A 24,056-nucleotide genomic window follows, 5' to 3' on the forward strand; every position below is an offset into this window, starting at 1 on the left:
CGTGAAACACGTCGTTCACATTGACGGTAAACCGCAGGCAGTCACGTCCGTGGACCGCGAACCGAGGCTAGAGCAGTGTGTCAAGAGCGTCCACCTATCGGACACATCACCCTTTCGGCGGTATAGATGCCTCGGAGCCCGATGCTCTGATGTGCGCGGCGCCTGGGGGCCACTAAATCCATTCAATCCACGCCGCAATAACACCGTCGCGGCGTCGGGAAAGCACGCCCTGCCCAACGCGGACTGAATGTAGGGGAACGCCGACATGACCCAGCAACTTCTGCACGCCGACGCCACGAACGCGGCGCACCCGCTGTTCTCGACCACCCTGACCCTGCCCGACTGCGACGCGACCGGCTGGGTGGTGGTCGACAGCATGGTCGACGGCCTGGCCATGGGCGGCACGCGGATGACCACCACCGTGGACGAGGTGGAGCTGGCCTCGTTAGCCCGTGCCATGACGCACAAGCTGGCGCTGGTCGACCTGCCCATCGGCGGCGCGAAGGCCGGCATCCGCCCGAACGGCCCGGTCCGCGACCGCCACGCGCTGATGCGGACCTTCGGGCAGGTCACCCGGCCGCTGCTGCACGGCGGCGTGTACCTGGGCTGCGACCAGGGCACCACGCACCCGGACCGGGACGAGTTCTTCGCCGCCGCCGGCTACGACATCGCGGGCCGCCCCGGCGCGACCAGGCTGGACGTGGACTGGGCGGAGTTCTGGCGCTCGATGGTGGACATCACCGGCTTCGGCGTCGCCACCGCCGCGCTCAGCTCGCTGCGGGCCGCGAACGCCAAGACGCCGCAGCGCGTCGTGCTCCAGGGCTTCGGCACGGTCGGCCGGGGCGTCGCGCAGCACCTGGCCGCGCACGGGCACCGGGTCGTCGCCGTCGCCGACGTGCTCGGCACGGTCGAGGACCCGGCCGGGCTGCCGGTGGACAAGCTGATCGCGTGCACCAGCACCGACGGCACCATCGACCGGTCCGGGCTGCCCGCGTCGGTGCGGGCGCACGGCGGCGACCGGGCGTGGTTGAAGGTGGACGCGGACGTGCTGGTGCTCGCGGCGGGCGCGGACGCGATCGACGAGTCGGTGGTGTCGTCGGTGCGGGCCGGGATCATCGTCGAGGGCGGGAACATGAGCTGCACCAAGCCCGCGCGCCGGATGCTCGGCGAGGCCGGCCGCACCGTGCTGCCGGACGTGGTGGTCAACGTCGGCGGCGCGGCGGTCACCGGCTGCATCATCGCGGGTGTCGCGCCGGACGGCCTGACCGTGCCGGGGATGTCGGCGTGGCTGCGGAACTGGATCGCGGGCAAGGTCACCAAGAACTGCGAGCTGATCGCCGAGCTGAGCGCGTCCGGCAGCGCCGAGCCGGTGGCCGAGCTGCTGGCCGACCGGAACATCGCGTGGTGAGCTGGGACCGCCCGCGCGTCCTGGTCGCGCACTCGAAGATGGCGCCGGAGCTGGCGCCCCGGATCGAGGCCGAGGTGCCGGTGCGGCGGGCGGAGGTCGTCGGCGACCTCTCCCCTGCCGAACGGGCCGGGGTCGAGGTGCTGGTGGGCTACCAGTTCCCGCCCGGTGTGCTGGCGGAGCTGCCCGCGCTGCGGTGGCTGCACCTCACCGGCACCGGCACCGACCACCTCGCGGCGGCGGGCCTCACGCCCGGCGTGCTGGTGACCAACGCCGCGCGGGTGCCGGTGGAGTCGGTCGCCGAGTACGCGGTGGCGGCATTGTTCATGCTGCTCAAGGACTTCCCCGCACTCCCGGTCCGGCCGCCCTGGTACACCTCGCGGGCGGTGCTGCTGGACGGGTCGACCGTCGTGGTGCTCGGCGGCTCGGGCCGGATCGGGCGGGCGGTGATCCGGCGGCTGACGGCGCTGGGCGCGCGGTGCGTCGCCGTGACGCGCACCGGCCGGACGCCCGTGCCGCTCGCGTACCGCACGGTGCCCGTGGACCGGCTGGTGGAGGCCGCCGCCGACGCCGACCACCTCGTCGGCTGCCTGCCCGCGACGCCGACAGCGCTGGTGGACAAGGAGGTGCTGGCCGCGCTGCCGCCGCACGCCGCGTTCGTCAACGTCGGCCGGTCCTCCACTGTGGACGACCAGGCGCTGCACGAGGCTTTGCGGGCCGGGCGGATCCGGGGCGCGTTCCTCGACGTGCACCACACCGAACCACTGCCCGACGACGACCCGGCCTGGTCGGTGCCGAACCTGGTCGTCTCGCCGCACCGGGCGTTCGCGTTCCCCGGCGAGCCGGCGGAGGTCGCGCGGACGTTCCTGGACAACCTCGCCGACCTGCGTGCCGGACGTCCCGCGCGGGACGCCGTCATCGTGCCCCACAAGGAGGATTCGTGACCACGACACTCACCCTCCGGCCGGACCCGGCGTTCGACGTCGGCGAGGAGCGGTTCCGGGAGTCCGTGCTGGCCGAAGGGCGGCTCCGCGAGGACGACGTGCCCGTGGTGCTGGCGTCGCTGGACCGCAGCCGCCAGGTGATCGCCGAGGTCGTCGCGGCGCGGGCCGAGCGCACCCCGCCGCCGGTCGACGGGCCCGTGGTGGTCATCGGGATGCTCCGCACCGGCACCACGCTGCTGCACAACCTGTTGGCGCTGCACGGGAAGCTGCACGGCCCGAAGCTGTGGGAGCTGGCCGACCCGGTGGCCGCGAGCGGCGACCCGGCGCGGTACGCCGAAGTGCGCGACGCCGCCCAGCGGTACGTGGACGACTACAACCGCAAGGCCCCGGACCTGCCCGGCATCCACCTGCTGCACGCCGACCGGCCCGACGAGTGCCTGCGGCTGGTGGTGAACACGTTCCACAGCATGGTGCTGGAGATGCGCTACCGGGTGCCGTCGTTCGGCGAGTGGCTGCGCCGGCAGGACCTGACCGTGCCGTACCAGTGGCACCGCCACCAGTTGGAGCTGCTGATGAGCAGGCGGGTGGACGCGGACGGCGCGCCGCTCACGCCCGTGCTCAAGTGCCCGTTCCACACCTGGTACCTGCCGGAACTGGTGGCGGCGTACCCGAACGCGCGGTTCGTGCACCTGCACCGCGACCCGGCGGAGGCCATCGCGTCCACCGCCAGCCTGTGCCGGGCGGTGCGGGGCGCGCGCAGCGACGACCTCGACCTGCCGGAGATCGGGGCGTTCTGGCGGGAGCGGATCGTGCCGCTGACGGCGAAGCTCGCCGACGCGCGGGACGACCTCGTGGCCGGGCGGCCCGTGCTGGACCTGCGCTACCGCGAGTTGGTCGCCGACACCGAGGGCACGTTGCGGCGGGTGCTGGACTTCCTCGGCCTGCCGATGTCCGACGAGTTCCTGGCCGAGGTGCGGGCGTACCTGTCCCGCAACGGCCGGCGCAAGCACGGCGTGCACCGCTACACCACCGACGAGTTCGGGCTGGACGCCGGCGCGCTGCGCGCGGCCACCTCGGACTACCGCAGCCGATTCGACGTCTGAGCGAGGGGATTCTCCGATGACGAGCGAGAACGAGACCAGGGCGAGGGCGCTGGTCGACGCGCACAACGCGACCGTGTCCGGGGCGGCGATGCCGGTCGGCGTGCTGACCCCGTTGAGCCTGCCCGGCGACCCGACCGCGGGCGAGCTGGTGGTGCGCGGCGCGGTGCTGGGCGCGCGGTTCGTGCACGAGCACCCCGGCGACTTCTCGATGCGGCAGGTGCGGCTGTTCCTGGAGAATGACCAGCGCACCGCCGACACCGAGCACATGGCCCGCTCGGCGGCGGGCGGGATGGCCAAGCTGGTGGCGCTGGACGGCGTGAGCGCCGTGGTGGGCCAGTGGCACCTGCGGACCAGTCCGGTGGTGGCGGAGCTGGCCGAGAAGTGGGGTGTGCCGACGTTCATCGAGAACGGCCACAACACCATCACGCACGGCCGCAAACACCTGTTCCGCACCTACTTCTCGATCGCCGACCGCGCGCCGCTGATGGCCGGGTTCGCCGCGAAGCAGGGCTGGAAGCGGGTCGCGGTGGTCGCGGCGGACACCGTGTTCGGGCAGATGCTCGCCGACACGATCTGCGAGGCCTTGCAGGACGCGATCCCGGACCTGGAGCTGTTCCGCGAGGACTTCGCGCAGGACGGCGTGCAGGACGTGCGCGGTCCGCTGGCGCGGGCGACCGAGTTCGGGCCGGAACTGCTGGTGAACGCCGGCGTGGTGCGGACCAACTACATGATCGTGGAGGCGGCGGCGGAAACCGGTCTGCTGCCCAAGGTGCCGATGATGGCGTGCTTCCCGTTCCCGATGCGGTCCTCGGACTACTGGGAGTTCGCCGGGCAGGCCGGCGCGGGCGTGCTGTGGCCGGCGACCCGGTTCAGCCCGGAGTGGCCCGGACTGACCTGGACCGGGCGGTGGTTCGTGGACACCTACTACCGGGAGTTCGGCAGCTACCCGCCGGACAACTCGCTCAACTCGTTCACCGACGTGGTGGTGCTGGCCCAGGCCGCGGCGCTGGCGGGCGCGCACGACCGCGCCGCGCTGCAGAACGCCCTGGAGTCCGGCAGCTTCCGGACCTGGCGCGGGCCGGTGCGGTTCTCGAAGGACCACCACCAGCCGCCGGAGATCGTGCTCATGCACTACCAGGAGGTGGGCGACACCGCGGACAAGGCGGTCGTGGTGTGGCCCGAGGAGTCCGTCACCGGGGACTTCCGGCACCCGTCGGTGAAGCGCTGATGGTCGTCGACGTGCTGTGCCGGTGGCTGGCGCGGCTCGGTGCGGACGAGCTGTGCACGGTGCCCGGCGAGGCGTTCCTGCCGCTGCTGGCGCACGCCGGGACGCACGGCATCCGCACCGTGACCACGCGGCACGAGGGCGGCGCCGGGTTCATGGCCATCGCCTCCGCGCGGATGACCGGGAAACCCGGTGTGGTGGCGGTGAACCGCTCCCCCGGCTCCACCAACGTGGCCATCGCGGTGGACGCGGCGGCGGCCGACCCGACGCCGCTGGTGGTGCTGGTCGGCGACATCCCGAGCGACGCCGACCGGCGGACGGCGTTCCAGGGCGCGGACCTGGCGGGCATGTTCGGCGCGCTGGCGACGACGTTCACGCTGTCCGCGGCACACCTGGCCGAACAGCTCACCCAGGCCGCGGAAGTGCTGGCCGGGCCGGTGCCGCAGCCGGTCGTGCTGCTCGTGCCGGAAGACCTCTGGACGGCGCCCGCCCACGCCGACGTGCCCCCGGTGGGGCGTTCGCTGGCCGAGCCGGACATCGCCGACGTGTGGTCGGAGCTGGCGCGGGCGCAGCGGCCCGTGCTGCTGGCCGGGCGGCTGCTGCGGTCCCGGCACCCGGACCGCACGGCCGGTGACGCGGTGGCCGCGTTGGCGGCGGCGGCCGGCCTGCCCGTGCTGGTGGGCAACAAGCAGCAGGACCTGGTGGACAACCGGCACCCGAACTACGCCGGGCACCTGCACCTGGGCACGCCGCGCGCGGTGCGGGACCGGCTGGCGCGGGCCGACCTCGTGGTGTTCCTCGGCGAAGCGCCCGACGAGATCCACCTGACCGGCTGGCACGGGCCGCGGGTGCACGTGGTGGAGAAGCAGGCGCCGCGGGCGGTGCTGGACGCGCTGGCCGCCGCGCAGTGGCCGGCGGTGTCGCCGGACCGCGAGGAGTGGGTGCGCGGGTGGCACGAGCTGGCCGTCGACCTGGCCACCCCGCGCCCGAAGGTGTTCGAGGACGGCGTGGACTTCACGCACGTCGCGGCGGCGCTGGACGCGGAGCTGCCGGAGGACGCCGTGGTCACCTTCGACGCGGGCAACTTTTCGAGCTGGGTCCACCGGTACGTGCACGCCGGGCCGTCGCGGCTGATGCTGGCGCTGGGCAACGGGGCCATGGGCTTCGGCGTGCCGGCGGCGGTGTCGGTCGCGCACCGGTTCCCGGAGCGGACCGTGGTGGCGGTGGTCGGCGACGGCGGCCTGCTGATGACCGGTGACGAGCTGGCCGCCGGCCGCGCGCAGGGCCGGTGCCCGGTCGTCGTGGTCGCGGACAACGGCGGCTACGGCACGATCGACCAGCACGCGCGGCGCGCGTTCCCGGGTCGGTACTGCGGCACGAGCCTGCACACCCCGAACCTGGTCACCTGGGCCGAGTCGTTCGGGATCCCCGGCGAGACGGTGCGCGGTCCGGGCGAGGCGGTCGGCGCGGTCCGCCGCGCGCTCGCCTCGGGGCCCGGCGGGTATCTGCTGCACGTCCGGACCAGCCTGCGTGCCGGGCACGCCAACAACGGATGAGGGGAACGGCCGTGAGGGTGCGGGTCGAGGAGCTGGCGGCGATCGTCGGCGCACGGCACGTGGTGACCGAGGACGTGCCCGCCCGGCACACCCAGGACCTCTGGGGCAGTGACCGGGTCGGGCACGCGTCCGTGGTGGTGCGGCCGGGCAGCGCGGCCGAGGTCGCCGCGGTGCTGGCGCTGTGCGACGCCCACCGGCAGCCGGTCGTGGTGCAGGGCGGCATGACGGGGCTCGTCAGCGGCGCGGTGCCGGGCGCGGACGAGGTCGTGCTGTCCACCGAGCGGCTCGACGCGGTGTCCCCGGTCGACGTGGCCGGGCGGACCGTGACGGCGGGCGCGGGCGCAACGCTCGCGGCGGTGCAGGATTCGGCGGCGCAGCACGGTTTCCTGCTGCCGATCGACCTGGCGTCCAAGGGCAGCGCCACCATCGGCGGGTGCGTGGCGACGAACGCCGGCGGTGTGAACGTGGTCGGGTTCGGCATGACCCGGCAGCACGTGCGGTCGCTGGAAGTCGCGCTGGCCGACGGGCGGGTGCTCACGCTGTCCACGCCGCTGGTCAAGGACAACGCGGGGATGGACCTCAAGCACCTGTTCATCGGCAGCGAGGGGCTGCTCGGCGTGGTCACGAAGGCGACGCTGGGCCTCCAGCCCGGCGCGCTCAGCCGGACCGGGGCGTTCGTCGCGCTGGAGGACGTGGACGCGGCGCTCGGCCTGCTGAACACGTTGCAGCGCAAGCTCCCCGGCGCGGTGACCGCGTTCGAGGTGATGTGGGACGACGCCTACCGGACGCTGGAGCCGACCGGCATCAGGCTGCCGCTGCCGTTCGGGCACCCGCTGTACGCGCTGGTGGAGTGCCGGGGCGCCGATCCCGAGGGCGACGCCGAGCGGCTGGCGGCGGCGGTGGACGGGTTCGCGGACTCCCTGCTGGACGCGGCGGTCGCGTCGAACGCGGGCGAGCTGGCGGCGTTCTGGGCGGCCCGCGAGCGCATCCCGGCGGAGATCCTGCGGATGCAGCCGCTGTTCGGGTTCGACGTGAGCGTGCCGGCGCGGGAGCTGGCCAAGTGCCTCGCCGCGATGCGCGTCGAGCTGGAGCTGTCGTGGCCCGCCGTGAAGCTGCTCGTGTTCGGCCATCTAGGTGACGACAACGTGCACATCGCGGTCATCACCGGAGAAACCACCCGGGAGCGGAAACCCGAAGTCGAACACATTGTGTATCGTCTCGTCACCGAAAGTGGCGGTTCGATTTCGGCGGAACACGGCGTGGGGTTCGAGAAGCGGTCCTTCCTCGGTTATACGAGGTCAGCGGGCGAGATCGCGCTGATGACCCAGCTCAAGGAACTCCTCGACCCCCGCGGCATCCTGAACCGCGACCGCATGATTCCTTGGGGTGGAGAACGCTGATGACCGACAGGCACGTCGACGCGGCACCGGGTTTGAGCCGGCGGCAGGCGATTCCGCTGGCGATCGGGTCCGTGGCCGGATCCGGGATCCTGTTCTTACCCTCCGCGGTGTACGCGGAGGCCGGGTCCAACAGCCTGCTGGTGTGGCTGCTGTCGACGGTGGTGTGCCTGCCCATGCTGCTGATGTTCGAGGACATGGTACGGGCCAACCCGGACGGCGACGGGATCGAGGCGTTCATCCGCACCGGTCTCGGGCGGGTGTTCGGGCGTTGTGTGCCGCTGATGTTCGTGTCGCTGGTGATCGTGGGCCTGCCGTCCGGCGCGATGGTGGCCGGGCGGTACGTGTCGCAGGCGCTCGGGGCCGACGCGCTGGTCGCCGTGGTGGCCGCCGCCGCCGTGCTGGTCGCGGCGGTGGCGTCGAACCTGGCCGGGGTGAAGACCTCGACCCGGGTGCAGAACGCGGGCACCTGGGCGCTGGTGGCGATGGCCGCCGTGCTGATCGTGGCGGCCATCCCCGGTGTGTCGACGGGACTTCCGGCCGTGACGCCGGACTTCTCCTCGCTCGGTGTGCTGCTGCCCGGCGTGGTGCTGGCGTTCTGGGCGTTCGCCGGGTTCGAGAACCTGACGTTCCTGTCCAAGGAGTTCCGCGACCCGCACAAGGACTTCCTGCCCGTGTCGGCCACCGCGTTGGGCGTCTACGGGGTGTTCACCATCCTGCTGACCGTCGCCATCGCGGTGCGCATCCCCCGGACCGAGGTGGACGAGGTCACCGGGCTGTTGCAGCTCGCGCAGACGATCCAGCCGCGGCAGCTCGTGGTGCTGGCGGTGACCGTGATCGCGTTCGGCGCGATGGTGCTCAACGCCGTCGCCTGGGTGTGGGGCGTGTCGAGGCTGGTGCAGGGCGCGGGCGCGAGCGGGATCCTGCCGCGCGGGCTGGCCGTGGCCACCGGCTCCGGTGTCCCCCGGCGGGCGATCTTCCTGCTGTCCGGCCTCTTCCTCGTCGTCGGCGCGGTGCTGGTCGTCTGGCCGGACGTGATCGTGGACGCCGTCGCCACCGCGTCGGCCATCTTCATCGTGCTCTACCTGCTGTCGATCGTGTCCTACGCGCGGGTGCGCGGTCTCACCGTGCGGTCGGTGCTGAACCTGTTGCTGCTGGTGGTGTTGGGCGCGAGCCTCATCCAGTCCGGGTGGCGCTCGCTGTACGCGGTGGTGGTGCTCGCGGTCGCGCTGACCGTGCAGGTCATCCAGAGTCGCCGGGCGTCCCGGGCGGAAGGGTAGGTGTCGGCCGTGGAGTCGATGTTCGTGCGGATTCCGGCGTTGGCGGCGCGGCACGGCGCGATCAACCTGGCGCAGGGCGTCTTCGACCACGGCCCGCCGCCGGAGTTGCTGGCGGCCTTGGCTTCCGTCGCGGCGAACGACGCCGTGCACCAGTACATGCCGAGCGCGGGCGTGCCGGCGCTGCGTTCCGCGGTGGCGTCGGGGTGCTCGCCCGACACCGAGGTCACCGTCACGGCGGGTGCGACGGAGGCGTTGCACTGCACCATGGCCGCGTTGTTGCGGCCCGGTGACGAGGCGTTGGTGGTGGAGCCCGCGTACGAGCAGTACGCGCCCGCGATCGTGGCCGCCGGCGGGGTGCCCGTGCCGGTGCGGGTGACGTCGTCGGAAGGGACGTTCGCTTCCCTACTGGCGGACGCGTGCACCTCGCGGACCCGGCTCGTGGTGGTGAACAGCCCGTGGAACCCGTTGGGGCGCACGCTGTCCGACGACGAGTGGGCGGCGTTGGCGGAACTGGCCGAGCGGCGCGGGATCGTCGTCGTGTCGGACGAGACCTACGAGCACCTGCTCCCGTCCGGGGCGCGGCACCGCGGCGTGCTGGACGTGATCCAGGACCCGGAGCTGCGGGTCAAGGTGTCGTCGGTGTCGAAGTCGTTGGCCGCCACGGGGTGGCGCGTCGGGTGGGCCGTCGCCGGGCCCGGTCTGACCCGGCGTATCCGGGCCGTGCACCAGTACGTGACGTTCTGCCCGGCCGTGCCGCTGCAGTTCGCGGTGGCGGACCTGATGGCCTCGCCGTCGTTCGGCGACGTGGTCGGGTCGGTCGCGGCGGCGCTGCACGAGCGGGCCGGGTGGTTCGCCGGGGCGTTGACCGGGATGGGCGTGGGGACCAAGGTGGCGGCCAGCCCGTTCTACCTGGTGGCGGACGTGGGCTCGCCGGCAGGCGAGTGGTGCGACCGGATGGTGCTGGACGGCGGGGTCGCGGCCCTGCCGCTGTCGGTGTTCTACTCCGCGCCGGTGCCCGCCGTGGCGAACCTCGTCCGGTTCGCGGTGTGCAAGCGGCAGTCCACTGTGGAGGAAGCGGCGGCCCGCCTAGCCGCCCGGCTGTGAACGGCCCCACGCGCAGACCGTGATCTGCGGGATGTCCAGGAACGCCGGGTCCGTCCGCAGCGCCTCGAACTCGGCGAGGTCGTCGGCGGTGACCGTGCCGGCCGCCACCAGGTCCGGCGCGGCCCGGCGGATCAGCTCCGCCCACCGGTCGCCGGGCCCGCCCATGCGGCCGAGCAGGCCGGCGTAGTCGACGTCGGCGAGGCCTGCTCGGGCGAACACCGCGGGCAGGCCGCGGGCCCACGTGATGTCCGAGCCGAGGTCGCGGTAGTGCTGCTGGTAGGCGGCCATGATCCGGCGCACCACCGGGAACGGCGAGGTCTCGGCGGGCAGGTGGTAGGGGTCCTCGACGACCAGCCAGCCGCCGGGCTTCAGCCACGTGAGGGCCCGGGTGACGAGTTCGCGCCGGTTCGCGAGGTGGCAGAACACGTACCGGGCGTGCACCAGGTCGAACCGGCCGGGCTCGAAGTCGTCGGCCGTGATGTCGGCCTGGACGACGGCGAGGTTGGCGGCCCTCGCCGGGTCCAGGTGCGCGGTGTTGCGGTCGACGGCGACCGTCCGGCCGTCCGGGCAGCGTCCGGCGAGCCAGTAGGCGATCGAGCCGGCGCCCGCGCCGAGTTCCAGGCAGTCCCACGACGCCTGTGGCCGCCGTGCTTCCAGCACCCCGGTGGTGTGCCCGTCGACGGCCCGCTGGATCGCCTCCAACCGTTCCCGTTCCCCCATGCGGCCCGAGGCTACGCGACCCGCGCCACCTCGGACCGGTTCACCTGGATGGGTTACACGCGGTGGTTTCCGGGCACGCCTAGGGGTACCCGATGATCAGGGCAACGGAAGGACGGCCGATGGCGACGACACCCACCCGAACCACCCGACGCCCCGTCCAGGCTGCCGCGCTGCTGGTCGGCGTGGTGTTCCTGTTGGCAGGCGTGCTGGGCTTCATCCCCGGAGCGACCACCGGCGACCTGTCGTTCGCCGGGCCGCACACGCACGCCCTGCTGTTCGGGTTGTTCGCGGTGTCGGTGCTGCACAACCTCGTCCACCTGCTGTTCGGGGTGCTGGGTGTGGTCGCGTCGGCGTGGCGGGGCGCGTCGCGGTTCTTCCTGGTGGTCGGGGGCGGCATCTACCTGCTGCTGTGGGTGTACGGCTCGTACATCCGCGAGGGCGGCCCGCTGCCGGTGAACGTGGCGGACAACTGGCTGCACCTGGGGCTGGGCGCGACCATGATCCTGCTGGGGGTGGCCACCACGGCGGTGGAGCGGTCACGTGGGCAGTACCCGGGGCGCGAGCAGCGGGGTTAGCGGCGCAGGTCGTCGGGGGTCTTGTCCGGTCGCAGGCCGCGCCAGGAGGCGTGGCGCAGGCGGCCGTCTTCGGTGAACGTCCGGTACTCGACCTCGCCGACCAGGTCCGGCCGGGTCCAGTGGGCCGCGCGGGCGTGCTCCGGGGGCACCGCGTCGGTGAACGGCGGGCGGGGCTGTTCGAGCGGGCGCAGGCGGTCGTGCAGGTCGTCCAGGATGGCCTGGGTGAAGCCGGTGCCCACCTTGCCGATGTAGTGCAGGCCGTCCGGGGTCGGGATGCCCAGCAGCAGTGAGCCCACCGTGCCGCGGCGGCGGCCGTCGCCGGGTTTCCAGCCGCCGATGACGACCTCCTGGGTGTGCAGCAGTGGCACCTTGATCCAGGAGCGGGAGCGCCTGCCCGGCTCGTAGCGGGATGTGACGCGCTTGGCCACCACGCCCTCCAGGCAGTGGTCGCGGGCGGCGGTGAGGACGTCCTCACCGTGCACGCCGGTGAAGCGCGGCGGCACCTGCACCTGCGCGGCGGCCAGGCCGAGGCCTTCCAGCAGCTCGCGACGCCGGGTGTAGGGCTGGTCGACCAGCCGTTCGCCGTCCGCGAAGAGCAGGTCGAAGACGTAGTAGACGACCGGGACGCGGGCGAGCAGGTCGTCGGTCGGCCGCCCGACGTGCATCCGGGACTGCAACCTGCCGAAACTCGGCCGCCCGCGGTCCAGCGCGACGACCTCGCCGTCCAGCACGACGCCGTCGACCAGCCCGCCGAGCGCCCGCAGCTCAGGGTACGAACGGGACACTTCGAGGTCGTTGCGGGTCATCAACCGCAACTTCCGGTCGAGCACGTACGCGACCGCCCGCACCCCGTCCCACTTGAACTCGAACGCCCACCCCGGCCCGTCCGGCAACTCGCCCGCCGTGGCCAGCATCGGCCGGACCAGGTCCGGGAACCCCGTGCGCCGCTCCATCGCGACCGTCCTCTGTAGACGGCCCCCTCGCGCACAGTGTCACCCGGACGGCCCAGCACCGCAGCTCAAGGCCCCTCCGTGGCCTCCTCCGACTCCGGGAACGGGTCCGGCGTGGTCTCCCGCAGGTCCCGCGCGATGGCGTCGGCTTCGTCGATGAGCTGCTGCGTCCGCTCCAGGTCCGGCTCGTCCGGCTCCGACGTGGTCATACGGCACCTCCTCGGTGGAGGTATTGCCGCCGACCGCCGGGACAAACCGCCGGTCAACGGTGCAAGTTGCGCGGGATGTGCCGCCACCACTGCGGCGTGGGGTTCACGAGCGGCACCAGGTAGATCAGCACCGCCATCCCCGCCAGACCCACCAGCCCCACCGGCCACGCCCAGCCGCGCCGGGTGCCGATGGCGTCCTCACAGGCCGCGCGGTGGACCGCCACCTCCTCGGTCCGCTTGTCGTGCGGGTCGTAGGTGATGGCTCCGCGAAGTCCGGTGACCGCGCTGCCGCAGTCCAGTTTCCTGTCGCCGACGTCGACGCCTACGGTCAGCAGGAGCGCGCACGTGCCGATCAGGACCATCAGCCCGAACAGCTCGGCGAGCGCGGTGTGCAGGACGGGGCTCATGCGGCGTCCTTCGCGTCCTGTCATGGCTCCAGTCTGGCCTGTGGCAGCGCCGTTGTGGTGAGGAAACTTCCGGTTCCTGTCCGGTCCACCGCGGTCTCAGGGTGCGAGGAGCAGCCGTCGATCACGCCAGGCCAGCCGCAGGAGGGTCGACGCCCCGGCGGACAGCCGGGGATCGAGCCGACAGATGGCGTCCTCGGTGAAGGGCAGGTCCATTCTGCCGTCCTTGCCGATCAGTGTTCCCTCGTCGTTCACGGCGACCAGCCGGGAGAACAAGGCATCGAAGTGTTCGCCGTCGATGACGGCGACCGTCAGTTGTTGCGCACCCAGTTCGAGCGGTTCGACGACCAGGCCGTAGTACCACAGCCGGAACCCGCCCCGCGCCCGCGCGTGCTCGAAGGACTTGAACGGCTCGGCGCCCGAATAGTCGATCAGGCCGCCACCGAACCCATCGTGCTCCGGGTTCCCCAGGAATTCCTCCGAGAACTCGCGCATGATGTTCCGCCACAGTGAGAAGTCATGCCGCACACTGTCCGGCTCCGCCGAGGAGGGCTGGAACTCCCCGGCGGGCATCACGTGGCACAGCCCTCCGCCATCCGCCACCTTGCCACCGTCCCGCTCGTGCAGCACGAATCGGTGGTCCCTGCCGTGACCATCCCGCCGGATGGTCAGCGTGCTGATTCCCGGAGACATCAGGAGGCGCTCGGGGTCGAACGGATCGCCGATCGCGGACCGCAGCGGCAGATCATGCGGCTGCGGCAACTGCCGGCCGGATCGGAGCCAGGCCGACTTGAACTCGTGAGCCAGCAACTGCTTGAGGTTGAACACCTCGAAGAAGGTGGTCCGACTGAACCCGAGCCGGTATCGGCCATCATTGTGCACGGAGACCAGGCGGTAGCTGAACCTGTTCTCAAGCAACCGCGGCCGGACCAGATCCCGCACGGCGCGGGCGTAGTCGGCATAGCGGGTGCCGTCGTCGCGCAGGGGCAGCAGATCGTCCAGAGCGCCGGCGGTGTTATCCGGCATGGCGTAGGCAGGCCACTCTGCGAACCACTCCAGCGTGACGGAGTCGAGGTCGATCGGTTCGTCCAGCAGCCACCCCGGCCCGGTCAGCACGTGCCCCCCGGGGGCACGGCTCGACTCGGGGTAGAGCCAGGCGGCGAGTTCCGTCAATTCCCGGCCACGCACTCCGGGCGCTGCCCGAACCATCAGCCAGGCACGCTGACCGGCCGCGGGGTCGGCGGCGCCCGGTGAGTTCTCCGGGACTTGCGGCGAAGGCCCGTCCCGGCCGACTTCCGACCTCCGGCGGGCATCCTGTTCGACCCTCGCCGTTTCACGCAAGGCGACGAGTTCACCCTGGGCTTCCGGGGCGGCGTCCACTCGCGCGCCTCCATCGTGCTCGTGAAGATCACCCACCGGACTCCGTGACCACGATAGCGGGCCCGCCGGCCGGCAGTTCGGCTCCGCCGGCGGGCGACCCGATCGGATTACCGCAGGTGAGATCACCGCTCACGCCCGGACGTCGGCCAGACCCGCGCGGCGGGCTCGTTGCGCCGCCGGGTCCGGGATCGGGACGGCGGCGACCAGTTTCCTGGTGTAGTCGGCGGTGGGGGTGCGGAGGACTTCGTGGTGCGGGCCCTGTTCCACCACTCGGCCTCGGTGGAGCACCGCCACCCGGTGGGCCAGCGAATCGACCACGGCCAGGTCGTGGCTGATGAACAGGCAGGCGAAGCCGTGGTCCCGTTGCAGGTCGGTGAGCAGGTCCAGGATCGCCGCCTGCACGGAGACGTCCAGCGCGCTGGTCGGCTCGTCGGCGATGAGCAGGTCCGGGTTCAGCGCCAGTGCCCGCGCGATGCCCACGCGCTGGCGCTGGCCGCCGGACAGTTCGCGAGGGCGTCGGCGCGCGTGGGAGGACGGGAGGCGGACCGCGTCGAGCAGTTCGGCGACGCGGTCGGTGTAGCGCGTGGTTTCCTTGTGCACGCGCAGGGGTTCGCCGATGCAGTCCTCGATGGACAGCCGCGGGTCGAGCGAGCTTCCCGGGTCCTGGAACACGAAGCCCACGCGTCGCCGGACGGCACGCAGCCGGGGGTCGTCGCCGAGCACGGTGACCGCGCCGGTCGTCGGGCGCAGCAGGCCCGCCGCCACCCGGCCCAGCGTCGACTTGCCCGAGCCGGACTCGCCCACCAGGCCGACGACCTCGCCCCGCGACACGTGCAGTGAGACGTCCGAGGCTGCGGTGAAGTCGCCGTAGTGGACGGTGACGCCGGTGAAGCGCAACGCGTCGGTCGACGCGAGAGGCGGCGCGGGGTCGCGGTGGCCGAGCCTCGGGACGGCGGCCAGCAGCTCTCTCGTGTAAGCCCGGGACGGGCGGGTGAACAGGTCGTCCACCGCCGCCTGCTCGACGATCTCGCCGCGGCGCATGACGGCCACCCGGTCGGCCAGGTCCGCGACCACGCCCATGTTGTGCGTGATGAGCAGGATCGCCGTGCCCAGGCGGTCGCGGAGGTCGCGCAGCAAGTCCAGGATTTCCGCCTGCACGGTGACGTCCAGGGCGGTGGTCGGCTCGTCGGCGATGATCAGGCTCGGGTCGTTCGCCAGCGCCAGCGCGATCACCACGCGTTGTTTCTGGCCCCCGGAGAGCTGGTGCGGGTAGTGGCGCACCTTCGTGGCCGGCTCCGGGATGCCGACCAGGTCGAGCAGTCGCACGGCTTCCCGGCGGGCGGACGCCCTGGACAGCGCGCGGTGTGCCCGCAGCACGGCCGCGAGCTGCCACCCGACCGTGTGCACGGGGTTGAGGGCGGTCGCGGGTTCCTGGAACACCATGGCGATCCTGCTGCCGCGGACGCCGCGCATCACCTTCTCGTCGGCGCCGACGAGTTCCACCGCGCCCAGCCGGACGCTCCCCCGCACCCGCGCCGTCGGTGGCAGCAGGCCCAGCACCGCCCGTGCCGTCACGGACTTGCCCGAGCCCGACTCGCCGACCAGGGCGACGATCTCGCCGGGCGCGACGGCCAGGTCGACGCCCCGCACCGCCTCGGTCGCGCCGAACGCGACCGCCAGGCCGGAGATCCTGAGCAGGTCAGTCGTAGACACGTTCGGCCTCCGCCCACAGTCGCGCCACCAGCTTGGGGTCGTAGTCGGCCTGCTCGCCCGGCTCGTAGCGCACGCGCCGCAGTATCCCGGTGAACGGGAACGTCCTCTCCCGGACGTGCAGCTCCCAGTCCACGGGGCCGCCCAGGTCCGCGCCGACGCTGATGCCGGTGAACGGCGCCAGACCGATGAGCTGCGGCACGGGACCGAGCGCCGCCGTGCCGGCGCCGGTGTCCAGCACCAGTTCCCAGTGGAACTCCGGCAGCGCTTCGACGCGCAGGCGCACCTCCCCGGCGCCCAGCGGCACCGGGCCGGTGCGGTGGACGTCGCCGTACGCGTTGTACGTCAGGTGCGCCGCGCCGTCCGCCACGTACACCACGTACCCGCCGCCCTGGTCGCCGTGGGCGAACAGCACGCCGCGGTCGCCGGGCCGGTGCTCGACCGACGCGGACGCCGAGAACGACCGGAACTGCACGAGTTGCGCCGACCGGTAGCGCTCCAGCAGCGGCGTGCCGGGGTAGAGGTCGACGGGGCGTTCCAGCCGCTCGTCGGCGGGCCTGCGCAGCGCCGCCGCCGGGCCGTGGTCGTCGAGCGGGAACACCGCGTTCCGCCAGGCGGCCTCCTCCCACGCGGCGGCCAGCTCCGCGAGCTTCTCCGGGTGCGCCGCGGCCACGTTCGCCGCCTCGGTCGGGTCGACCGCGACGTGGTAGAGCTCCCATTCGCCGTCGTCGTAGGGAGTTCCGGGACGGTGCCGGGTGACGATCTTCCAGCCGTCCGCGTAGTAACCGCGGTTGCCCCCGGTCTCGGTGTACTGGGTGGTGTGCCTGCTCGGCTCGGCGGCGTCGCGCAGCAGGGGAACCGCGCTGACGCCGTCCAACGCCACCGCGGGCACGCCGTGCCGATGGGTCGACCGGGGCACGCCCGCGAGGTCGAGCAGGGTCGGCGCGACGTCCGTGACGTACACGTACTGGTGCCGCAGCCCGGCTTCGAGCCCGGCGGGCCAGTGCAGAATGAACGGTGTGCGCACCCCGCCCGCGTAGGTGTCGGACTTGTAGAGCCGGAACGGGGTGTTGGACGCCTGCGCCCAGCCGCGCGGGTAGTGGACGGTGGCTTGCGGCCCGCCCACCAGGTCCAGCTCCCGTGCCACGTCCCGTTCCCACGAGTCGGGCACACCGGGCACGTGCATGAACTGGCTGAAGTAGCTGCGGGTGCCGTCCGCGCCGCCCTCGGCCGTCGCGCCGTTGTCGGAGGTGAACACGATGACGGTGCCGTCCAGCTCGCCGTGCCGCCGCAGCGCCGCCACGACCCGTCCGACACTCTGGTCCACATTGGACAGCGAAGCGGCGTAGACCTCCATGTACCGGGCGAAAAGCGCACGCTGCGAGTCCGGGACGTCGGACCACGGCGGCACATCCCGGCCGGGTTCGCCGTTGCGCGGCGGCAGGACGGTGCCCGGCGGGAACAGGCCTTCGGCGAGCTGCTTGGCGAACCGGCGTTCCCGGATCACGTCCCAGCCCTCGTCGTAGCGCCCCCGGTACCGGGCGAGGTCCTCCTCCTTGGCCCCGAGCGGCCCGTGCATGGCGTGGTGGGCGAAGTACAGGAAGAACGGCTTGTCCGGGTCGTTGGCGCGCAACGTGTCGATCATCCGCACGGCCCGGTCGGTGAGGTCGTCGGTGAGGAAGTAGCCGTCCGGGTGGTCGCCCACGTCGTACGGGCTGTTGTCCCACACCAGCCGGTGCGGGTGGTGCAGGTTGGTCAGGCCTTCCAGGCTCCCGAAGTAGCGGTCGAACCCGCGTTGCAGCGGCCACGACGACCGGTCGGCCGCGTCGTGGCTCGCCGCGTCCCGGGTCAGGTGCCACTTCCCCACCGCGAACGTGGCATAGCCGTTGTCCCGCAGCGACTCGGCGAGCGACGGGGCGTCGTCGGGGAGCTGGAACGAGTACGCCGGGTAGCCCGGGTCGGCGTTGGCGGGGAACGCGAAGCCCGCGCGGTGCGGGTTGAGCCCGGTGAGCAGCGCCGCGCGGGACGGCGAGCACAGCGGCGTGGTGTGGTAGTCGGTCAGCCGCAGGCCGCCGGCCGCCAGCGCGTCCAGGTGCGGCGTCTCGACCTCGCCGCCGTACGGGCCGATGTCGGCGTACCCGAGGTCGTCGACCAGGATCACGACGATGTTCGGTCCGCGCGACCGGCGTTCGGCGGGCCACGCCGGGCGAGAGGAGCCGAACGTGCGGCCCACCGTGCCCGCGAAGCCGCGGTAGCTCGGGGGAAGGGTCATCGGAAGCGGTCCTTTCTCAGCCTCGGGCGGCGTTCGCGGCTTGCGCGACGAGCTGGAAGCCCAGCACCAGCACGGCGGTCACCGCCAGCGGCCCGAGGGCGAACAGCGGGTTGAGGTCCAGGTAGCGCAGCGACGTGGTGAGCACCACGCCCAGCGACGGGTGCGGCGGGCTGACGCCGATGCCGAGCACGCTCATCGCGCCCTCGATGAACACCGCGACCGACATGGACAGGGCGAGCTGCACCACGACCGGCTCCAGCGAGTTGGGCAGCACGTGGGTCCGCAGCACGTGCCCGCGCCCGGCGCCCACCACCTCGGCGGCGGTGACGAACTGCGCCTCGCGCACCCGCAGCACCGCGGCCCGCAGCAGCCGCCCGAAGACCGGGATCTCCACGGCGACCACCACGATCACCACGGACGACGTGCCCGGACCGAGCACGGCCGCCAGGCCGACCGCCAGGATGAGCTGCGGGAACGCCAGCAGCACGTCGAACAGCCGCTGCACGGCCACGTCCAGGAAGCTGTTGACGGTCGCCAGCGCCCCGATCGCGCACCCGACGAGCGCGCCGGCGGGCACCGCCGTGAAACTGATCAGCAGGTCCACCCGGATGCCGCTGAGCAGCCGGCTGAGGACGTCGCGGTTGAGGTCGTCGGTGCCGAGCGGGTGCGCGGCGGACGGCCCGAGCAGGTTCGCGCCCTCGATCTGCTGGTACGGATCCCAGGGCGCCAGCAGCGGACCCAGCAGCCCGGCCGCCACGACCAGGCCCACCAGCACCAGCCCGACCAGCCCCCGCCCCCGGCGGAACGCGCTCACCGCCGCCCGCCCAGCCTGACCCGCGGGTCCAGGTAGGCGTGCGCCACGTCGGTCAGCAACTGGACCAGCACGAACACCGTCACCGACAGCATCAGCAGCACCTGCACCACCGGGTAGTCGCGCCGCGTGATGCCCTGCTCCACCAGCAGGCCGAGACCGGGCCACGCGAAGATCGACTCCACCAGCACCGCGCCGCCCAGCAACGCGCCCGTCTGGAGCCCCAGCGTCGTCACGGCCACCGGCAGCGCGCCGCGCAGGGCGTGCCGCACGACCACCTCCCGCTCGCGCACCCCGGCGGCCCGGACCGTCGTCACGTAGTCCTGGCGCAGCTCGCCCCGCAGCGTCTCGGCGAGGAACCCGGTCAGCACGCCCGCCACCGGCAGCGCCAGGCACACGGCGGGCAGCACGAGGTACTGCGCGGTGATGTCGACCCGGTCCAGCAGCCCGTCCGGCGGCACCCCTCCGGTCGGCAGCAGCCGGAAGAACACCCCGAACACCAGGATCAGCAGCACGCCCGTGACGAACGTCGGCAACGCCACGGACGCGGTGTGGAACCCGGTCAGCAGCCGGTCGACCCACGGGTTGCGGGTCGACGCCCACACCGGACCCAGCACCAGCGCCGTCAGCACCGCCGGCAGCAACGCCGCCGCCGTCAGCGCGAGGGTGTTGCCCAGCCCCTCGGCCACCAGCGCGGCGATGTCGCCGCCGATCAGGTAGGACCGGCCGAGGTCGCCCGCCAGCAGGCCGCCGACCCAGTTCAGGTACTGCTCGACCACCGACCGGTCCAACCCCAGTTCGGCGCGGATCGCGGCCACTGCCCCGGGCGCGGCGTCGGCCCCCGCGAGCACGGCCGCCGCGTCGCCGGGGATGGCCCGGATCAGCAGGAACACCAGCACCGAGGCGAGCCACAGCACGACCAGCGCCGACGGCGCCCTCCGCAGCAGGTAGCGGGTCACCTCAGGTGCGCCTTGCCGAGGTCCAGCTCACGCCGCTTCGTCCAGTCCACGCCCTGGAGCGCGTCGCGGACCACGACCTGTTCCAGCACCACGCCGATCTCGGCCAGGAACCCGCCTGCCAACAACTGCTCCGACACCGCGCGGTAGGCGGCAGTGGCCTCGGGGCCGGTCGCGGTAGGCAGCCGCCACGCGGCCTCGGCGGCGGCCGTGTAGTCCGGCGACGAGAACCGCGAGGCGTTGCGGCGGGCGTTGAACGGGTAGGCGCTGACGGTCAGCGTGGCGGGCGAGAGCTGCGCCCACGAGTGGTTGGTCGTCCACAGGCCGCTGAACTGCGCGCCGATGAGCTGCTTGACGAACTGGGTCGAGTCGATCGGCTCCAGCTTCACCGCGAGGCCCGCCTCGGCCAGGTTGTTCTGCACGATCTGGGCGATGGCGGTGAACACCTGGTCGTTGCCGACGTAGGCGAGCGGGATCTCCGGCACCGGCTTGCCGTGCTCGGCGAGCAGCGACCTGGCCTTGCCCACGTCCCGCCGGTAGCGGCCGTCGAGGTCCCGGTCGAACGCGGGGCTGGTGCGCGGCCACGGCAGCGAGGTCGGGTAGCCGCGGTCGCGGAACACCTCCTTGATGATCCGCTCGCGGTCCAGCGCGTAGGCGACGGCCTGGCGCACCTTGGGGTCGTCCAGGCCGGGTGCGGTCACGTTGAGGCCCACGTAGGCCTGGAGTTCCGCGCCGTCCAACGGGATGGTGCGCAGACCGGGTGAGGAGGAGGCCGCCTCGGCGTCGCGGTAGCCGATGCCGCGGGCCAGGTGCACCTGACCGGACTTGACCGCCGCCAGCAGCGACTGGCTGTCCGGGACGACCCGCACGTGCACGCCTTCCAGGTAGGGCGGGCCGTCCCAGTACCCGGTGTTGCGGGTGAACCTCAGGTCGGTGTTCGGCCGCCACGACTCGAACGCGAACGCGCCGGTGCCGACGAACCTCTTGCCGGTGGCGATGTCGGCCGCGCTCTCGGAGTCGATGATGGGCACCGTCTCCAGCAGGTCGAACAGGTTGCTGACCGGGTGCTCCAGGCGGAGCGTGACCTCGTCCGGCGCGGGTGTCTCGATCGCGGTGACGATCTTGGCGGTGCTCAGTAGCTGGCCGTTCCACTTGGGGTCGGTGTAGGACTGGAGCGAGAACTTGACGTCGGCGGAGGTGAACGCCCGCCCGGAGTGGAACTTGACGTCCTCGCGCAGCTTGAGGGTCAGCGTGCGGCCACCGTCGGCGGCCTGCCACCCGGTGGCCAGCGCGGGCCTGGGGTCCAGGCTCTCCCGGTCGTAGCGCACCAGCGTGTCGTAGACGAGGCCGACCAGGGTGGTGATGGCCGCGTTGCTGTTGGTGAACACGTTGGCGGGCACCAGGTCCAGGGTGACGCCGACCTCGGCGACCCCGCCCGGCTTCGGCGCGGCGGACGCGTCGCCCGCCGCGGTCCGGGCGTCCACCGCCGACTGGCAGGCCGTGCCGGCGAGCAGCAGCGCCACCGCGGCGAGGGCCTTGAGCGGTCTGGTCAGGTTCATCGGACGGGTGCCTTTCTGGCGTCGTCGAGCAGGTCGAGCGGGTGGTCGAAGAGGCGGTTGAGCAGGCCGGTGCACGCGGCGGTGGCCTGGAGCGCCGGGCCGAGGCGGGTCACCGAGACGATGTCCGCGCCGGGCAGGTTCGTGGTGTCGGCGTACGACCGCAGCAGGTCGGGCAGCCGTTCGGCGGGGTCGGTGATCGCCTGGCCGCCGAGCACCACGCGGTCCGGGTTGAGCGCGTCGCGCAGCAGCCCGACGGCCCGGCCCAGCGCGGTCGCCCGGTCGGCGAGCAGCCGGGCGGCGGTCGGCTCACCCGCCCGCGCGGCGGACCGGACCAGCCGGATGTCCGGCTCGGCGACCGCGCCCGCGCGCACGGCGGCCTCGGCCACGGTGCGGTCGGCGACCGTGGCCTCCAGGCACCCCGTGGCGCCGCAGGGACATCGCGTGTCGCCGCCGATCGGCAGGTGCGCGATGCTGCCACCGCCGCCCGGTCCCCGGTGCGGCGCGCCGTCGACGGCCAGCGCGATGCCGACCACCTCGCGGGCGTAGAAGTAGAGCAGGCTGGACGCCCGCGGCCCCCAGCCGAACAGCAGCTCGGCGTTGGCCATCGCGGCGACGTGGCCGTCCAGCCGCACCGGCAGGCCGGTCGCGCGGTGCAGCAGGTCGGCGGCCGGCACCCGGTGCCAGCCCAGCCGGTCGTGGTCGAGCAGGCCGCGGACCGGGTCCACCAGGCCGCCGCTGGCCAGGCCGATGCCGAGCACCGTGCGGCGCGGCCACCGGCGCAGGAACGCGCGCACCTTGCCCGCGATGTGCGCCAGGGCGTCCTCGGCGCTGCCGCCGGGCGTCGGGATCTCGTCCGAGTCGAGCAGCGTGCCGCGCAGGTCGGCGAGGCCGTACGTGGTCGTGCTCACCCCGATGTGCACGCCGCACGCGGCGAACACCGTGCCGTCCAAGGCGATCGGCACCCGCGGGCGGCCGATCGCGCCGGCCGGCGCCAGGTCCGGGTCCTCGCGCAGCAGGCCCAGCTCCATCAGCGCGCCCACCTGCCTGCTCACCGTCGGCAGGCTCAGCCCGGTGTGCTCGCCGATCGCGGCCCGCGACAGCGGGCCCTCACGCCGGATCACCGCCAGCACCGCGGCGGCGTTGACGGCGCGGACGCCCGGGCGGGCGGCGCGTGGGCTCTCGGTCACGGCGAACCTCTCGGGGTGCGGGCACGGCGGGGCGCCCGCTTTTGTGCGGGTGGGCAAGGAAGTCACGGGGGCGGCCGGCGGGCCGGCGGTGGAGGTCAACAGCAGCGGTGCACAGCCCGAAGACTCCGTGTGTCCACTTCGGAAGTCAACGACGTCCGGGATATGGAATGCCGACCACTACTTATTTTCAGTGCCGCACGGAACCTCGTTGGGCGGCAGGGCCATTCGTACCGTCGAGGCGCGGGTGAGGCCCGCTCTCCGGCCGCGGGTCCGCGGCGCGAAGCCATCCAGCCGAAGGGAACACCGTGAGCCTGACTGTGGAAAGCGTGAGGACCGACGTGTCGGTGGTGCGGCTCGGCTCGGTCATCGGCGCCCGGATCGACGGCGTGCGCCTCGGCGGCGACCTCGACGCCGGGGCCGTCGCCGGGATCCGGGCGGCCCTGCTCGCGCACAAGGTCGTCTTCTTCCGGGGCCAGCAGCACCTGGACGACGCGGGCCAGCTCGCGTTCGCGGCCCTGCTGGGCACGCCGACGCTGGCGCACCCGACCGTGCGCGGCCGGGACAACGCCAACGTGCTGCCGATCGACTCCGACTACGGCAAGGCCAATAGCTGGCACACCGACGTGACGTTCGTGGACCGCGTCCCGGCGGTCAGCATCCTGCGGGCCGTCCACCTGCCCCCGTACGGCGGCGACACGACGTGGGCCAACACCGTGGCCGCGTACGAGTCGCTGCCGCCGTCGCTGAAGGCGTTGGTGGACAACCTGTGGGCGGTGCACACCAACGCCTACGACTACGCGGCCAACATCGACGAGCTGCGCATCGGCGGTGTCGACGTGAAAACCGAGGAATACCGCAAGGAGTTCGTGTCCGACGTCTACGAGACGGAGCACCCGGTGGTCCGCGTGCACCCGGAGACCGGCGAACGCGCGCTGCTGCTCGGCCACTTCGTCAAGCGCCTGGTGGGCTTGACGTCCAGCGAGTCGCAGGCGCTGTTCCAGTTGCTCCAGCAGCGGGTCACGCACCTGGAGCACACCGTGCGCTGGCACTGGCAGGAGGGCGACGTGGCGATCTGGGACAACCGGGCCACACAGCACTACGCGGTCGCGGACTACGACGACCAGGCCCGCCGCCTGCACCGGATCACGCTGGCCGGCGACGTGCCGGTGGGCATCGACGGCACCCGGAGCGTGATCCGCAAGGGCGACGCCGCGCACTACTCCGCTTTGTAGGCCGCCCTTTGTAGTTCGCAAGGCCGCCCCTGGAAGTCGGTTCGGTTCCGAACCGGTGTATCACGGGCCGCGCGGCC

Annotated in this window: 21 protein-coding genes; 10 read left to right on the forward strand and 11 right to left on the reverse strand. The window is 72.8% G+C overall.

The genetic code is table 11. The annotated features are described in order from the left end of the window. The first annotated feature begins 265 nt into the window (after positions 1–265). From ACQPZF_RS27800 to ACQPZF_RS27835, 8 genes are read left to right on the forward strand one after another with little or no spacing between them, the layout of a single operon-like run. Positions 266–1,408, forward strand: a complete 1,143-nt coding sequence (locus tag ACQPZF_RS27800) for a Glu/Leu/Phe/Val dehydrogenase dimerization domain-containing protein (RefSeq protein ID WP_433261798.1) — start codon at positions 266–268, stop codon at positions 1,406–1,408. Then, positions 1,405–2,349 carry an NAD(P)-dependent oxidoreductase gene (locus tag ACQPZF_RS27805; protein WP_433261800.1) on the forward strand — a complete coding sequence of 315 codons (945 nt, stop codon included), beginning with the start codon at positions 1,405–1,407 and terminating at the stop codon, positions 2,347–2,349. The genes ACQPZF_RS27800 and ACQPZF_RS27805 overlap by 4 nt, the downstream gene beginning before the upstream one ends. Further along, entirely contained in the window at positions 2,346–3,452 is a 1,107-nt protein-coding gene (locus ACQPZF_RS27810) for a sulfotransferase family protein (protein WP_433261802.1), read from the forward strand. The genes ACQPZF_RS27805 and ACQPZF_RS27810 overlap by 4 nt, the downstream gene beginning before the upstream one ends. Positions 3,453–3,468: 16 nt before the next feature. Continuing rightward, the gene (locus ACQPZF_RS27815; protein ID WP_433261804.1) at positions 3,469–4,680 is read left to right on the forward strand and encodes an ABC transporter substrate-binding protein; all 1,212 of its coding nucleotides are present in this window, start codon (positions 3,469–3,471) and stop codon (positions 4,678–4,680) included. After that, positions 4,680–6,233 carry a thiamine pyrophosphate-binding protein gene (locus tag ACQPZF_RS27820; RefSeq protein WP_433261806.1) on the forward strand — a complete coding sequence of 518 codons (1,554 nt, stop codon included), beginning with the start codon at positions 4,680–4,682 and terminating at the stop codon, positions 6,231–6,233. Before ACQPZF_RS27815 ends, ACQPZF_RS27820 begins: the two co-directional genes overlap by 1 nt. 11 nt (positions 6,234–6,244) lie before the next feature. Next, positions 6,245–7,633, forward strand: a complete 1,389-nt coding sequence (locus ACQPZF_RS27825) for an FAD-binding oxidoreductase (protein WP_433261808.1) — start codon at positions 6,245–6,247, stop codon at positions 7,631–7,633. After that, a complete protein-coding gene (locus ACQPZF_RS27830; RefSeq protein ID WP_433261810.1) occupies positions 7,633–8,910 on the forward strand; it encodes an APC family permease in 1,278 nt (425 codons plus the stop codon). Before ACQPZF_RS27825 ends, ACQPZF_RS27830 begins: the two co-directional genes overlap by 1 nt. A gap of 18 nt (positions 8,911–8,928) precedes the next feature. Then, positions 8,929–10,014 (forward strand): pyridoxal phosphate-dependent aminotransferase, encoded by a 1,086-nt coding sequence (locus ACQPZF_RS27835; protein ID WP_433274725.1) that lies wholly within the window; start codon positions 8,929–8,931, stop codon positions 10,012–10,014. On the opposite strand, the gene ACQPZF_RS27840 is transcribed toward ACQPZF_RS27835, so the two are convergent. Further along, complete coding sequence (locus ACQPZF_RS27840; RefSeq protein ID WP_433261812.1) at positions 9,997–10,734, reverse strand: class I SAM-dependent methyltransferase; 738 nt, start codon at positions 10,732–10,734, stop codon at positions 9,997–9,999. The two genes, ACQPZF_RS27835 and ACQPZF_RS27840, sit on opposite strands and share 18 nt — an antisense overlap. Before the next feature lie 119 nt (positions 10,735–10,853). Here ACQPZF_RS27840 and ACQPZF_RS27845 point away from each other — a divergent pair, with 119 nt between their 5' ends. Further along, the gene (locus ACQPZF_RS27845; protein ID WP_433261814.1) at positions 10,854–11,309 is read left to right on the forward strand and encodes a DUF4383 domain-containing protein; all 456 of its coding nucleotides are present in this window, start codon (positions 10,854–10,856) and stop codon (positions 11,307–11,309) included. Here the strand turns inward: ACQPZF_RS27845 and ligD are convergent. The 10 genes from ligD to ACQPZF_RS27895 form a co-directional block, all read right to left on the reverse strand. Further along, a complete protein-coding gene (gene ligD / locus ACQPZF_RS27850) occupies positions 11,306–12,262 on the reverse strand; it encodes a non-homologous end-joining DNA ligase (RefSeq protein ID WP_433261816.1) in 957 nt (318 codons plus the stop codon). The two genes, ACQPZF_RS27845 and ligD, sit on opposite strands and share 4 nt — an antisense overlap. A 65-nt stretch (positions 12,263–12,327) precedes the next feature. Continuing rightward, positions 12,328–12,468 carry a hypothetical protein gene (locus ACQPZF_RS27855; protein WP_433261818.1) on the reverse strand — a complete coding sequence of 47 codons (141 nt, stop codon included), beginning with the start codon at positions 12,466–12,468 and terminating at the stop codon, positions 12,328–12,330. A 53-nt stretch (positions 12,469–12,521) separates the two neighbouring features. Then, positions 12,522–12,875: a hypothetical protein gene (locus tag ACQPZF_RS27860; RefSeq protein WP_433261820.1), complete on the reverse strand. Its 354-nt coding sequence runs from the start codon at positions 12,873–12,875 to the stop codon at positions 12,522–12,524. Between the two features lie 96 nt (positions 12,876–12,971). Then, on the reverse strand, positions 12,972–14,081 hold the full coding sequence (locus ACQPZF_RS27865) for a helix-turn-helix transcriptional regulator (protein WP_433261822.1): 1,110 nt from the start codon (positions 14,079–14,081) through the stop codon (positions 12,972–12,974). 300 nt (positions 14,082–14,381) lie between these two features. Continuing rightward, positions 14,382–15,965, reverse strand: coding sequence for a dipeptide ABC transporter ATP-binding protein (locus ACQPZF_RS27870; protein ID WP_433261824.1), 1,584 nt, complete (start codon positions 15,963–15,965; stop codon positions 14,382–14,384). Beyond that, entirely contained in the window at positions 15,952–18,234 is a 2,283-nt protein-coding gene (locus ACQPZF_RS27875; protein WP_433261826.1) for an arylsulfatase, read from the reverse strand. The genes ACQPZF_RS27870 and ACQPZF_RS27875 overlap by 14 nt, the downstream gene beginning before the upstream one ends. A 16-nt stretch (positions 18,235–18,250) precedes the next feature. After that, a complete protein-coding gene (locus ACQPZF_RS27880) occupies positions 18,251–19,048 on the reverse strand; it encodes an ABC transporter permease (RefSeq protein WP_433261828.1) in 798 nt (265 codons plus the stop codon). After that, positions 19,045–20,004, reverse strand: coding sequence for an ABC transporter permease (locus ACQPZF_RS27885; protein ID WP_433261830.1), 960 nt, complete (start codon positions 20,002–20,004; stop codon positions 19,045–19,047). Before ACQPZF_RS27885 ends, ACQPZF_RS27880 begins: the two co-directional genes overlap by 4 nt. Beyond that, the gene (locus tag ACQPZF_RS27890) at positions 20,001–21,560 is read right to left on the reverse strand and encodes an ABC transporter substrate-binding protein (protein ID WP_433261832.1); all 1,560 of its coding nucleotides are present in this window, start codon (positions 21,558–21,560) and stop codon (positions 20,001–20,003) included. The genes ACQPZF_RS27885 and ACQPZF_RS27890 overlap by 4 nt, the downstream gene beginning before the upstream one ends. After that, positions 21,557–22,747, reverse strand: coding sequence for an ROK family transcriptional regulator (locus ACQPZF_RS27895; protein ID WP_433261834.1), 1,191 nt, complete (start codon positions 22,745–22,747; stop codon positions 21,557–21,559). The genes ACQPZF_RS27890 and ACQPZF_RS27895 overlap by 4 nt, the downstream gene beginning before the upstream one ends. A 326-nt stretch (positions 22,748–23,073) precedes the next feature. On the opposite strand from ACQPZF_RS27895, the gene ACQPZF_RS27900 reads away from it, so the two are divergent. After that, positions 23,074–23,979 (forward strand): TauD/TfdA dioxygenase family protein, encoded by a 906-nt coding sequence (locus ACQPZF_RS27900; RefSeq protein ID WP_433261836.1) that lies wholly within the window; start codon positions 23,074–23,076, stop codon positions 23,977–23,979. The last annotated feature ends 77 nt before the right edge of the window (positions 23,980–24,056 follow it).

Origin of the sequence: Actinosynnema sp. CS-041913 (assembly GCF_050942485.1) — a bacterium.
In the GTDB taxonomy this organism is placed as follows: Bacteria; Actinomycetota; Actinomycetes; order Mycobacteriales; family Pseudonocardiaceae; genus Actinosynnema.

Coding starts and splice junctions, on each gene's coding strand:
- ACQPZF_RS27800 (WP_433261798.1), top strand. CDS start 266: ATGACCCAGCAACTTCTGCACGCCGACGCCACGAACGCGGCGCACCCG.
- ACQPZF_RS27815 (WP_433261804.1), top strand. CDS start 3,469: ATGACGAGCGAGAACGAGACCAGGGCGAGGGCGCTGGTCGACGCGCAC.
- ACQPZF_RS27820 (WP_433261806.1), top strand. CDS start 4,680: ATGGTCGTCGACGTGCTGTGCCGGTGGCTGGCGCGGCTCGGTGCGGAC.
- ACQPZF_RS27830 (WP_433261810.1), top strand. CDS start 7,633: ATGACCGACAGGCACGTCGACGCGGCACCGGGTTTGAGCCGGCGGCAG.
- ACQPZF_RS27835 (WP_433274725.1), top strand. CDS start 8,929: ATGTTCGTGCGGATTCCGGCGTTGGCGGCGCGGCACGGCGCGATCAAC.
- ACQPZF_RS27840 (WP_433261812.1), bottom strand. CDS start 10,734: ATGGGGGAACGGGAACGGTTGGAGGCGATCCAGCGGGCCGTCGACGGG.
- ACQPZF_RS27845 (WP_433261814.1), top strand. CDS start 10,854: ATGGCGACGACACCCACCCGAACCACCCGACGCCCCGTCCAGGCTGCC.
- ligD (WP_433261816.1), bottom strand. CDS start 12,262: ATGGAGCGGCGCACGGGGTTCCCGGACCTGGTCCGGCCGATGCTGGCC.
- ACQPZF_RS27855 (WP_433261818.1), bottom strand. CDS start 12,468: ATGACCACGTCGGAGCCGGACGAGCCGGACCTGGAGCGGACGCAGCAG.
- ACQPZF_RS27860 (WP_433261820.1), bottom strand. CDS start 12,875: ATGAGCCCCGTCCTGCACACCGCGCTCGCCGAGCTGTTCGGGCTGATG.
- ACQPZF_RS27865 (WP_433261822.1), bottom strand. CDS start 14,081: ATGGTTCGGGCAGCGCCCGGAGTGCGTGGCCGGGAATTGACGGAACTC.
- ACQPZF_RS27875 (WP_433261826.1), bottom strand. CDS start 18,234: ATGACCCTTCCCCCGAGCTACCGCGGCTTCGCGGGCACGGTGGGCCGC.
- ACQPZF_RS27890 (WP_433261832.1), bottom strand. CDS start 21,560: ATGAACCTGACCAGACCGCTCAAGGCCCTCGCCGCGGTGGCGCTGCTG.